13 protein-coding genes are annotated in these 11,043 nt (G+C 67.2%); 2 read left to right on the forward strand and 11 right to left on the reverse strand.

The window, feature by feature from the left end:
- Positions 1-10: 10 nt before the first annotated feature.
- The 3 genes from AADH62_RS05045 to AADH62_RS05055 form a co-directional block, all read right to left on the reverse strand.
- A complete protein-coding gene (locus AADH62_RS05045; protein ID WP_341578551.1) occupies positions 11-1,402 on the reverse strand; it encodes a sugar transferase in 1,392 nt (463 codons plus the stop codon).
- A 67-nt stretch (positions 1,403-1,469) separates the two neighbouring features.
- A complete protein-coding gene (locus tag AADH62_RS05050; RefSeq protein WP_341578552.1) occupies positions 1,470-2,153 on the reverse strand; it encodes a DUF2510 domain-containing protein in 684 nt (227 codons plus the stop codon).
- Positions 2,154-2,240: 87 nt separating this feature from the next.
- Entirely contained in the window at positions 2,241-2,966 is a 726-nt protein-coding gene (locus tag AADH62_RS05055) for an NRDE family protein (RefSeq protein WP_228177280.1), read from the reverse strand.
- Between the two features lie 35 nt (positions 2,967-3,001).
- Here AADH62_RS05055 and coaBC point away from each other — a divergent pair, with 35 nt between their 5' ends.
- Entirely contained in the window at positions 3,002-4,219 is a 1,218-nt protein-coding gene (gene coaBC, locus AADH62_RS05060; protein ID WP_341578553.1) for a bifunctional phosphopantothenoylcysteine decarboxylase/phosphopantothenate--cysteine ligase CoaBC, read from the forward strand.
- A 29-nt stretch (positions 4,220-4,248) separates the two neighbouring features.
- Positions 4,249-5,250, forward strand: a complete 1,002-nt coding sequence (locus AADH62_RS05065; protein ID WP_341578554.1) for a hypothetical protein — start codon at positions 4,249-4,251, stop codon at positions 5,248-5,250.
- A gap of 19 nt (positions 5,251-5,269) precedes the next feature.
- On the opposite strand, the gene AADH62_RS05070 is transcribed toward AADH62_RS05065, so the two are convergent.
- The 8 genes from AADH62_RS05070 to AADH62_RS05105 all read right to left on the reverse strand — a co-directional run bounded on the left by AADH62_RS05070 (position 5,270) and on the right by AADH62_RS05105 (position 10,984).
- Positions 5,270-6,907 carry a VWA domain-containing protein gene (locus AADH62_RS05070; RefSeq protein WP_292726881.1) on the reverse strand — a complete coding sequence of 546 codons (1,638 nt, stop codon included), beginning with the start codon at positions 6,905-6,907 and terminating at the stop codon, positions 5,270-5,272.
- 146 nt (positions 6,908-7,053) lie between these two features.
- Positions 7,054-7,368 (reverse strand): hypothetical protein, encoded by a 315-nt coding sequence (locus AADH62_RS05075; RefSeq protein ID WP_228177276.1) that lies wholly within the window; start codon positions 7,366-7,368, stop codon positions 7,054-7,056.
- Positions 7,369-7,396: 28 nt separating this feature from the next.
- Positions 7,397-7,528, reverse strand: coding sequence for a hypothetical protein (locus AADH62_RS05080; RefSeq protein ID WP_267189478.1), 132 nt, complete (start codon positions 7,526-7,528; stop codon positions 7,397-7,399).
- Between the two features lie 180 nt (positions 7,529-7,708).
- Positions 7,709-9,121 carry an HNH endonuclease gene (locus tag AADH62_RS05085; RefSeq protein WP_341578555.1) on the reverse strand — a complete coding sequence of 471 codons (1,413 nt, stop codon included), beginning with the start codon at positions 9,119-9,121 and terminating at the stop codon, positions 7,709-7,711.
- 402 nt (positions 9,122-9,523) lie between these two features.
- Positions 9,524-9,784 (reverse strand): hypothetical protein, encoded by a 261-nt coding sequence (locus AADH62_RS05090; protein WP_292726727.1) that lies wholly within the window; start codon positions 9,782-9,784, stop codon positions 9,524-9,526.
- A gap of 128 nt (positions 9,785-9,912) precedes the next feature.
- Positions 9,913-10,299, reverse strand: coding sequence for a type II toxin-antitoxin system VapC family toxin (locus tag AADH62_RS05095; RefSeq protein WP_341578556.1), 387 nt, complete (start codon positions 10,297-10,299; stop codon positions 9,913-9,915).
- Complete coding sequence (locus AADH62_RS05100) at positions 10,296-10,562, reverse strand: type II toxin-antitoxin system Phd/YefM family antitoxin (protein ID WP_292726731.1); 267 nt, start codon at positions 10,560-10,562, stop codon at positions 10,296-10,298. Before AADH62_RS05100 ends, AADH62_RS05095 begins: the two co-directional genes overlap by 4 nt.
- Before the next feature lie 140 nt (positions 10,563-10,702).
- On the reverse strand, positions 10,703-10,984 hold the full coding sequence (locus AADH62_RS05105) for a hypothetical protein (protein ID WP_341578557.1): 282 nt from the start codon (positions 10,982-10,984) through the stop codon (positions 10,703-10,705).
- Between the last annotated feature and the right edge of the window lie 59 nt (positions 10,985-11,043).

The raw sequence follows: 11,043 nt of genomic DNA on the forward strand, positions 1-11,043 counted from the left end.
AGTCGGCGCTCTAGCGGGCTGCGCGGCTGAGGAGCGCTGCCTTGGCCGACTTGATGACGATCGCGACGTCGCCGGCGAGGCTCCAGTTCTCGACGTAGGAGAGGTCGAGGCGCACGGCGTCCTCCCACGCGAGGTTCTCGCGGCCACTGATCTGCGACAGGCCCGTGATGCCTGGTTTGACCAGGAACCGACGCAGTGAGGCGTCGGTGTAGGTCTCGACTTCGCCCGGCAGGGGTGGGCGGGGGCCGACGAGCGACATGGTTCCGCCGATGACGTTGAACAGTTGCGGAAGGTCGTCGAGGGTGTGGCGGTGCATCCACCTGCCGAGGGCCGTCGGCACGGTGCCGTCGTCGTCCTCGCGAGCCGTGCGGAACGCGAGCATCGTGAACGGGCGGCCGTGATAGCCGATGCGGGTTTCGCGGACGCAGACGGGGCCCGGCGACGAGAGCTTCACGGCGAGGGCGAGGATGCCGAGAAGTGGGCTGATCACGACGACTGCGACAAGCGACATGATGAGGTCGGCCATGCGCTTGCCGAAGCGTTGGCCGGGCGAGAACCGCGGTGTCTCGACGTGGACGAGGGGCAGGCCCGAGACGGGGCGGGTGTGGATGCGGGGTCCTGCGACGTCGGCGATGCCGGGTGCGAGCAGCAGGTGCTGGCGGCCGGCTTCGAGGCTCCACGAGATCTGCTTGACCTTCTCGGGCGGGAGAGCGTCGCTGCTGGTGACCAGCACGGTGTCGGCGCCGGTGTCGGCGAGGACGCGGGTGAGGTCGTCGAAGGTGCCGAGGACGGGGATGTCGGCATCCGTCGTCGGGATGCCCGCTTCGTGGTCGTCGGGCGGGAGGCAGGCTCCGACGACGAGGTAGCCGGTGTCGCGGCGCTGCTGCAGTTCGTGGCCGACCTGGGCGACTGACGCCGGCGATCCGATGAGGATGACGCCGGAGGCGCACTTTCCGACGCGTCGTTTGGCGACGAGCCACTGGCGCCACAGCCATCTGACGAGCAGGAGCAGCAGGATGCCGGCGGGCAGGCTGATGAGCAGGTAGCCGCGGGCGATGTCGACGCGGAAGAGGAATGCGACGATCGCGATGACTCCGAACAGGACCAGGGATGAGTCGATGACGCGGACGTATTCGGTCATGCCGGTGCCGACGACGCCGGGCGTTCGGGTGTCGGCCAGGCTCAGGGCGAGCAGCCACAGGGCGACGAGGATCGCGGAGGTCAACCAGTACGACACGGCGGTGAAGCGCAGGTCTCGCAGGAGTGAGAGCTGGGCGTTTCCGGTGCCGAACCACACGATCTGGGTACCGTAAACGACCCACACCAGAACGACGGCGTCACTGATCAGCAGTCGTGTGCGGTAACTCTCATGCCACGGTCGTGGCTCACCCGTGGAGCGCACTCACCCAGCCTTGCACACGCCGGTCGTTCACCGGCGCGACACCGTGGGTTTGCGAGAGAGAGGTGCCTCAGCCCGAGTAGCCGCCGTAGCGGGCGATCGTGCTGAGGAACTGGAAGGTTGCGAGGGTGATCTGGGCCGAGATGACGACCGCGACGATGATGCCGACGACCTGGGTGGCGATGAGGCCCCACAGGGGTCCCCAGCCGGTGCCGGTGCGGCGGATCGTGACGACGATGCGTCCGATGGGGTAGACGAGCGAGAGGAACATCCATGGCCAGGGGAACGGGCGGTCGATGCCGCGGTTACGGAGTTCGCGGTGGTCGAGGTACGCGAACCAGACGCTGAAGCCGTAGACCGCCCAGCCGAGGAGCATGATCCCCCACCACCACGGCGAGAAGAAGATGTCGAACGGCTGCATGAAGTTGTGGATCTGGGGCGGGGTCCCGGGTTGCGAGTAGGAGTTGATCGCCATCCAGCCGTGCATCGTGAACATCGAGCGCCACGGCACGAGGAGAGCGGCCAGCGTCGAGACCAGCGGCAGCAGCACGATGAGCCAGATCCAGACGGTGTTCGTGTCGACGCCGGGGCTCTTGCGTGGTTCGGGTGCGGCGGCGGGAGCTGCCGCTGGTTGCGCCACGGGGTTGGGTGCTGAGGTGTGCGCTGTCCAGGCGGTGCCGTCCCAAAAGCGCAGGATGCCGGGGGTAGACGGGTCGGGGTACCAGCCGGCTGACGGCTGCTCTGGTGTCGACATGGGTGTCCTCCCGTTCGCGAGTTCCGTGCCCCACTCTAGGTCGGTGCCGGACGCCGCGTCAGGGGGCTATCCCCCGGGTTGGGGGCTCTAGCTCCGCGGAGCGTGCAGGTCGAGGTGGCCCCACTCGCCGGGTGCGGGAAGTTCGGCGTAGCTCACGTCGATCCCGTCCAGTCCCACGGATGCTGCGCAGACGAGGAGCGACAGGGTGGGATAGCCGAGGGGGCGGTTGTCGCGAATGATCGCTCGTTCATCGACGGGGCCGAGGTCGGTGCTGCGTTCGAGCACCTCTAGCCAGGGCCGATACCAGCGCTCGCCCGATTCGGGCTCGGCGAGGCGGAAGTGTTCGAGCCAGTGCGAGATGCGGGCGGTGGCCGGGTCGTCGACGTCGTCGTGGGCGATCATGTGGATGCCGGCTTCGATCTGTGTCTCGCGGCGGTTGGCGCCGTCCCACGAGATGACGTGTGCGGAGGTGGCGTCGACCTCGAGCAGGTTGAAGCCGCGCATTGCGGGGTGCTCGCCGGGTGAGGTGCCGAGGACCGAGTCGAGGGGGAGGGTTCCTCGCGAGACGACGGCGGAGTCGGGCAGGTCGTCGCCGCCGGCGCGGTTGAGGAGGACGGCCAGGCGGTGGGTGTCGGCATCCGCTGCCAGCCACGCGCCGCCGGCGCGGACGTCTTGCACGCCGAGGATCGACGGGTGCTGCGGCCACCAGTGTCCGAGCGGGTTCCACGGGCGGGTGGGGTCTTCGTCGCGGATCGCGAGGAGGCGCACGGGTGTGCCCGGGTCGGTCGGGACATCGATGATCACAGTGCACATGGGGGTTCCTGCTCAAGTCGTGGAAGACTGGCCGCGTGTTCGTTGTCGTCGGGGTCACGGGCGGAATCGCCGCATACAAGACGGTACATCTGGTCAGGCGCCTGATCGGCGAGGGCCATGAGGTGCACGTCGTGCCGACCGAGGACGCGCTGCGGTTCGTCGGGCAGCCGACGTGGGAGGCAATCAGTCGCAATCCCGTCACGACATCGGTGCATGAGGATGTCGCGACGGTGCGGCACGTGTCGCTCGGGCAGCGGGCCGATCTCGTGATCGTCGCGCCGGCCACCGCGAACACGCTGGCGAAGATGGCTGCCGGGCTCGCCGACGATCTGCTGGGGACGACGCTGCTCGCGACGACCGCGCCGGTCGTTGTGGCGCCTGCGATGCACACGGAGATGTGGCGGCATTCGGCGACGCAAGAGAACATGCGGGTGCTGCGGTCTCGTGGCGTGCACGTGGTCGGGCCGGCTGATGGGCCGTTGACCGGTGGCGATTCGGGGCCGGGGCGGATGAGTGAGCCGGATGAGATTGCGGATGCTGCGCTCGCCGTGGTTTCGGGTGCCGAGGGCGGGCGGGCGCGGGATCTTGCCGGGCTGAGGGTTGTCGTGTCGGCGGGTGGGACGCGGGAGCCGCTGGATCCGGTGCGGTTCCTCGGGAACCGCTCGAGTGGGCGGCAGGGGGTTGCGCTCGCGGTCGCTGCAGCTGACCGGGGTGCGGAGGTGACGCTGGTCGCCGCGCACATCGACGGTGAGGTGCTCGGTGGGGTGGGCGATGGCGTGAAGGTCGTGTCGGTGGGGACGGCGCTGGAGATGCAGGATGCCGTGACGGAGGCGGCATCCGTTGCTGATGTCGTCGTGATGGCGGCGGCGGTTGCCGACTATCGGCCCGCCGAGGTGGCGAAGGCGAAGCTCACGAAGGAAGCCCAGGGCGATCGTCTGACGCTGGAGCTCGTCGAGAATCCCGACATCGTGGCGGGGTTGGCAGCCGGCAGGCTGTCGGGACAGACGGTGGTGGCGTTCGCGGCAGAGACCTCGTCGGGGGATGAGTTGTTGGAGCGGGCCAGGCGTAAGCGGGAGCGCAAGGATGTCGATCTGCTCGTGGTGAACGAGGTTGGCTGGGCTCGCGGGTTCGAGTCGGCCGACAATGAGGTCGTCGTGATCGATCGGTCGGGCGAGGTCGCAGCGGAGGCTTCGGGGTCGAAGCGTGAGGTTGCGGAAGCCGTGTGGGACGCGGTAGTCGCAACGCGACGATAGGGTGAGGGCATCGTGGGGGAGGACGGCTGATGGATCGCACAGTCGCGTGGCAGGCGCTCCATTCAGCCGATACGGATGCCGAGACTCTCGCTCGAATTGCCGGTGAGTATCCGGAGTTCGCGCTCCAGATCGCGTCTCATCCTCAGTGCTATGACGAACTCGCATTGTGGGCTCGATCGGTCGCTGCGACGGGTGCTGCGGCGGAGACAGACAGCGCGTCCGCATCGTCACCCGCTGAAGATGCGGGTGGCTCGGGCCTTCGTCCTGGCGTCTGGATCGGGATCGCGGCGGGAGCGGTAGCTGTCATCGCAGTCGGTGGTGGGGTGTGGGGGCTCATGGCGTCGGGTGTGTTGGGCAATGGGGTGGGGTCGCCCTTGGATGCCGGAACGGCGGCGGATGCGGAACGACCCGAGCTCGACGGGCCTGAGGTCTACGTCGGCGACGAGCTGGAGTGGTTCCTGCCGGACGATAGCCAGTTGCGAGTGTTGTTCCCGGATGTGGGTTCAGTCTCCCGCGGCGCCGAGCTCGGCGGTATCGGTGAGGGCGAGGGCGTGCACACGGGGCCCGAGGAGTGTTCCATGTGGTTCTGGGGCGATGACTGGGCCGTCGTGGGGTTGCGCACCGCTTCGTGGGACAACGGCGCAGTCGCGGTCCGCGGGTTCCCGACGGATGACGAAGCCGAGCACTACTTCGAGGCGTACAGCGACACGGTCGACGTATGCACGGACTTCGCCATCCTCGGGCCTGATGAGGCGGAGTATGGTCGAGTTTTCATTGAGTCGCTCGACGTGCCCGCAGGGACAGAATCCCTGGTCGCTGTTCGCCGAACCGAGGGCGGCGAGATGCCACCGGAATCGGGCGACGACACGCTCGAGCTGCTCAGCCTCGAGGGAAACACCGTGACCACGGTCAGCGTCGTGTGGGATGACCGGTTCTCCGAGGCGTCGGAGCTCTCGAAGATCGTCGCCGCGGTCGTTGAGCAGCGCGACGAGGCGTTCGTGGCACTCGCTGATCAGATGGCGTTGCGCTGATCTGCCGGCGCTACGCTGATCAGCCGAGAATCTCGGCGTGGGTAGCCGCGGAGAGGGTGCGAGCGGCATCCTCGACCGTGACGCCGGTGAGTTCAAGGCCCGGCATCGTGTTCTCAATCGATTCGTCACCGTAGACGGAGGCGCCGTCGGCGGTGAACGTGATGAGATGCCCGGAGCGATCGGCGACCAGGTACTGCGTCCAGCCTGCGACGACGTACGACCGGTACATCCCGCCGGGGAACACGGCTCCGAGGTTTCCGCTGAGGTTGCCGAGGCGGATGCCGCGGGCGTTGGGGAGGAACGCGCCCGAAATGCTCTCTCCGAAGCTGGACGGGGCCCGTGACACGGAGATCGACCACAGCGTGCCGTCGTGGAAGACGGCTGACAGTCCGATCTCGAGGATTTGCCACTCGCCGTCTCGGATCTTCGTGAGGTCGGGCGCCGCGGCGGACGCTTCGGATTCGGTCATGCCGAGGGTGAGCGGGCCGATGCCGTCGAAGTCGATCTGCCACAGGCCGGCGTCGATCACCGAGGATGACCCGATGATGCATCGGCAGACGACGATGGTTCGCACCGTGTCGGTCGTGGGATCGTATGTGACCCGGTAGCCGACCGGGCTGCCCGGCTGGGCTCGATAGATGGCTGTGCCCGGCGCTTCATCGTCGCTTGCGACGGGAGCGCCATAGGTTGCTTCGAGGGATGCACGTGAGCTTCCCGGGCCGAAGCGTTCCGCGGTGACTGTTGTCTCATCGGCGGGGGTGATCGCGTAGACCCGATCATCGTGCAGCTCGACAGTTCCCCACCCGCAGTCGATCACGATGATTCGCACGCCGTTACGCAGCGTGGACTCGATGATTCGGATGTCGTCGACGTTGCTGCGGACTTCCGAGAAGGTCATGCCCAGCTGCACGCCGTGGAATCCGCGCGCGCTGAGCACTGTCGCGTCGTTGAGGGTTGCCGCTTTCAGTCGGGCGAAGAGTTCGTCAGGGTTGGATGCAGCGACCGCTGTTCCGCCTCCGACGCCGCCGATGCACGTCATCTGCTGCTGCGCCTCTTCGTCTTGGTCGACGCCGAATGCCACGACGTTGATGTTCACAAGCGGATTCTCGCGGTGCAGGTCGGCTGCGACGTCGCACGAGGTCGGTGGTGCGCACGTGTCGACGCCGTCGGAGATCAGCACGATATTTCCGGGTTGGCCGGGTGGGAGCATCGACATCGCAACACCCAATGCCGGCCCGATAGGGGTGAAACCGGATTGGGTGACGCCGTTGACGGACGCCCGGAGCGAGCCGAGGTCCATCGGCTGAAGGGAAGAGAGGGTCTTGACGTCTTGGCACCCCGATGCGCGCTCGGCATCCGAGTTGCCTGTGCCTGTCCCGAAGACGAGGAGGCCGACTTCTGCGTTCTGGGGGAGGGCCTCCAGGGCCGCGATGGTGGCTTGCTTGGCGACATCCATCCGTGTGACCCCCGGCGAGGTTTCGCGGATCATCGAACCGGAAGCGTCGAGGATGATCACCGTCGGCGGGATGCCGTCGTCGGTTGCGGCCTGTGCCGGTGGTGCTGTGAGCAGTCCCGCGGCCAGCAGAGCGGCGCCGGTGAGCATCCCAAGCTTCGCTACCCACTGACCGCGGTCGATCTTGGTGCCGCTTCGAGCCATCCAGATACCCCCTCGGGTAGGTTACGGCGTCGACGCTATTGCGCGCCACGAGAACGTCTTCGAGTGGCGAGATGCCGGCCGTTGTGGGTGCGCTGGGGTGACCCTGCGGTCGTCGAAGGACAGACTGTGACGTGGAGGCTTCGGGGTCACTCGCCCGAGGGTTCGCCCCAGACGCGGCGGCTGAGTGCGGCGATGTCTTTGTCGAGATGGTCGATGCGGGTGCCCATCGCATCGAACCGGGCGTTCATCTCGCCGCGGAGTCCGTTCATTTCTGCGCGCAGTCCGCTGATCGATGCATCCATTTCGCCGCGGAGTCCGTCGAAGCGGCCGTTCATCTCGCCGCGTAGTCCGTTGATGGATGCGGTCATGGTGCGGGTGAGGAGGGTTGTCATGACGGTCATGCCGCCGAGCATGAGCGTGGCGAAGAGGCCGATGAGCACCCAGCTCTGTGGTTCGGTCACGGTGGTCACCTTTCCAGTGTGCGGCAGGTCACTTCAGGATGCCAAGGTTCTCGCGCCGCCGATCGCTGGCGCGGGCGGCCTGGGACTGTTCGGCGAACTGGGCGGCGCTGGGGAGGAGCGGTGCGCGGGGTGAGTCGGACCGGGTCTCAGTGCGGTCCACGGGCGGGTGCTTCAGGGCACGTGAGCCGGGTGGGCAGCGCGGGGGTGCGGGCACGGCGCGTCGGCACGTGGCTCCGGGAGGGGCGGTACGCCGGGTGGGCAGCGCGGCGCGTCGGGCACGTGGCTCCGGGAGGCGCGGTATGCCGGGTGGGCAGCGCGGAGTGTCGGCGCGTGAGGTGTGTCAGAACGGTGCGTCGGAGGCGTCGGCGGGTGCGGCATCCGGGGGTAGTGGATCGTCCGCGACGTATCGATCGGGGGTGAAGTGCACCCCTGGCGTGGGTGGATAGTCGGTGTAGGTGGTTCCGACCGGTGAGGTCCATTCGAGGATGCCGCCCTCGAGTTGCCTGACTTTCCAGCCGGCGAACTGTTTCATCGAGTGATGTCTTTGACAGAGGTGGGCGAGGTTGCAGACATCCGTTTTGCCGCCGAGCGCGTGATCGATCGTGTGGTCGACTTCGCAGCGGATGGCGGGGAGGCGGCATCCGGGGAATCGGCAGTGCCGGTCGCGCGCTCGCAGGTGCCGGTCGATGGCGGCGGTGCGCTGGTAGCCGTTGGTGTGGAGCACCTGACCGGTGACGGGGTGGGTGACGAGGCGTTCCCACCAGGTGTCGCAGGCTTCGGCGATGGCGCGGGCGGTTTCGGCGTCGATGGGGGAGTAGCCGACGAGGTCAGCGGGCTCTGCGTGGCCGTTCTCGTCGCCGTCGGGCTTGAGGAGGCTGAGGGCTGGAACGACGACCTGGATCTTCGCGCGGATCGCGCCGAGTGTGCCGGGTCCGTCGCCGGTGACGGTGGGGTCGGCGAAGGGGGATCCGGTGAGAAGGATGTCGGCGGCGATATCGGCGCGGATCTGAGCCCGGGTGCGGATGTCGGTGGCGAGGATGTCAGCCGGGATTCGGTCGTCATCGTCTGCCGAAGAACCGACTGCAGCCTTCGCGGCGTTGCGCACGTCGATGACAACGGTGGCCATCTGGTTCATGCGGTCGTCGATGCCCGCGATGACCGGGGTGGGCGCGACCAGGAGTAGCGATGACATCCCGTCGGGCAGCGCGCGGGTGGTGATGTCGCGGCGTTCGCGCGCGGAGGCGTGTCGTTCGACGAAGCTGCGGGGATGCATCCGCTGGGCGAGGATTTCGAGCTCAGCTTTCACCCGACCGACGGTGTCGCGCCGGCACCGATCGAGTGCCTCGGCTTCGAAGGCGGGGATGACTTCATCGGGGAGGTCGGCGGCAGCATCCTGAATCGCATACACGTGCTGGCGGGTGATCTCACCTTGAGCGCGGGCTTCGAGGGTGCCGGGGTAGCGCTCGGCGAGCCGTTCGGCGTCGCCGATCTGGCGTTGCATCGACCGATCGGACACGCGCGTCGGCACTCCGATCGTGGCGGCGATGCTGCGTAGCGCCATGTCGTGCTCGCGCACCCGGGACGGCTTGCCCGCCGCGAGTTCGCGCGCCAGTTCGCCCGCGCGAGCGAGAGCGCGGATGCGGGCGGCTTCGGCGGCGGCGAGCGCGGCATCCGCCTGCTGAACGGCGGCGACGATCGAGGTCAGCTCGGCGGTCTGCGCCTCGCTGAACTCGATGACTCCGTTCGAATTCATGTACTAATAATGACATCACCCTCCGACATTGAGTCCCAGAGGGGCGCGCCTGTGGAAAACCCGCAGAAATTGGTCTACATGCGAGTGCATGATGGTTCGACTAGAAGCTCAATAGAACAAAAATACGAATATTGGATCCCGGCTTCGTCAGTCCGTGAACTCCCGTGGCGTGAAGGCACGCTCACGGGCATTCGTCGCGAGCCGATCGAGTTCGTCGGTGACATCGAGGCCTGCGATTGCGTGCTCGATCCGCTCCGCTCCGCACATGTTGCCCTCACGACAGCGTGCGCCCCGTCGCCCAGAGCGTCGTTGGTGCAACGGCCCGCGAGCACCTCCTCGACGGCGTGGACGGCCGCTTCGAATCTCTGACCGACGCGCCCCGTGGTGGATCGCGACGGATGCCTACTCGCCGGAGGGCTCGCCCCAGACGCGGCGGCTGAGGGCGGAGATGTCGCGGTCGAGGTGGTCGATGCGGGTTCCCATCGCGTCGAAGCGGGCGTTCATCTCAGCACGAAGGCCATCGATCTTCCCCTCGAGCCGGCCCTCGACGCCCGAGATGCTGGCGGTCACTGTGCGCATGATGAGGTTCGTAGACAGCGTGAGCCCGCCGAGCATGATGGTCGCGAAGATGCCGATGAGCACCCAGCTCTGCGGTTCGGTCACGATGGTCACCCTCCTAGTGTGCGGTATCGCGATTCAGGATGCCATCGCTTCGCCCTCGCGCGGACGAATGGTGCCGCACCTGGCAGACGTCGCCGCGCGAGAACCGCCTGGGGAGCAGAAGTGCGGCTCTAGGCCGGTGAGAGCACGCGCAGCCCCGACCGCTTGGCTGCGGCCGAAAGCTCCCCGTCGTAGGTGAGCACCTCGTCGACGCCCACGCGAAGAGCAGTCGCTAGGTGAATCGCGCCGTTCGAGCGCAACGGTGCATGCGTCCCCGCTGAGAGAAGGTCGCCGCGCGTGACGTCGATCAGCGTCACTGCGTCGAGCACAGTGGTGATGGCGTCAAATTCGATCAGGCTGGGGTTTCGTCCGGCAGCGCAGTGCAACTCGGCGTGCAGGAGCCATGAGGCGACCAGATCGCGCGCTGTGGTGGTCAGTTCGCGGAGGAGGGCGTCGGATTCTGCCTCGTCGACGAGCAGCTTCATCGCGGCTGAGGTGGCGAGGTAGGTGACCGTCACCAGCTGCCCCGGGTGTCGCGGATGATCTCGGTTGTATCCCGCGCAGACGCGGCTCGACGGATGCCGGAGAGCGTCGATACCGGTGCGGTAGCTCGCCTCGCACCCCCCTCAGACACGAGGGCTTCGAGGCCCCGGGACGTAAGGGGTGTCACGAGTGCAATCACCTTGCCCCGGTTGCTGATCTGTATGGTCTCGCCGGCTTCAACCCGGCGCAGGATCTCGCCGCTGCGGTTGCGCAGCTCCCGGTGGCTCACGATGTCCATGGCGAGTAGTGTAGCGCGCTGTAGCACATGAGAACACCGGCGAGTGGACCCGGTGTTCGGCACGTGCGCTGGCCCGAAGCGATGGCTCAGGCTCTGGACGACGACGCGTTTCGCGACGCGTGACAGCCAGAACCTTCGAGTCACTCCCCGGAGGGTTCGCCCCAGACGCGGCGGCTGAGGGCGGAGATGTCGCGGTCGAGGTGGTCGATGCGGGTGCCCATCGCGTCGAATCGGGCGTTCATCTCGCCGCGAATCCCATCGAAGCGACCGTTCATCTCGCCGCGCAGTCCGGTCATCTCTCCGCGGAGCCCATTGACGGATGCCGTCACGGTGCGCATCAGCAGTGTCGTCATGATTGTCATGCCGCCGAGCATGATCGTGGTGAACACTCCCACGAGCGCCCAGCTCTGCGGTTCGGTCATGAGGGTCACCCTCTCAGTGTGCGGCACTTTCGCCCAGGATGCCAGGACGACCGTCTAGG

Origin of the sequence: Microbacterium schleiferi (assembly GCF_038150145.1) — a bacterium.
GTDB classification, from domain to species: Bacteria; Actinomycetota; Actinomycetes; order Actinomycetales; family Microbacteriaceae; genus Microbacterium; species Microbacterium schleiferi_B.

Coding starts and splice junctions, on each gene's coding strand:
- AADH62_RS05050 (WP_341578552.1), bottom strand. CDS start 2,153: ATGTCGACACCAGAGCAGCCGTCAGCCGGCTGGTACCCCGACCCGTCT.
- AADH62_RS05105 (WP_341578557.1), bottom strand. CDS start 10,984: ATGACCGAACCGCAGAGCTGGGCGCTCGTGGGAGTGTTCACCACGATC.
- AADH62_RS05070 (WP_292726881.1), bottom strand. CDS start 6,907: ATGGCTCGAAGCGGCACCAAGATCGACCGCGGTCAGTGGGTAGCGAAG.
- AADH62_RS05055 (WP_228177280.1), bottom strand. CDS start 2,966: ATGTGCACTGTGATCATCGATGTCCCGACCGACCCGGGCACACCCGTG.
- AADH62_RS05065 (WP_341578554.1), top strand. CDS start 4,249: ATGGATCGCACAGTCGCGTGGCAGGCGCTCCATTCAGCCGATACGGAT.
- AADH62_RS05100 (WP_292726731.1), bottom strand. CDS start 10,562: ATGGACATCGTGAGCCACCGGGAGCTGCGCAACCGCAGCGGCGAGATC.
- AADH62_RS05085 (WP_341578555.1), bottom strand. CDS start 9,121: ATGAATTCGAACGGAGTCATCGAGTTCAGCGAGGCGCAGACCGCCGAG.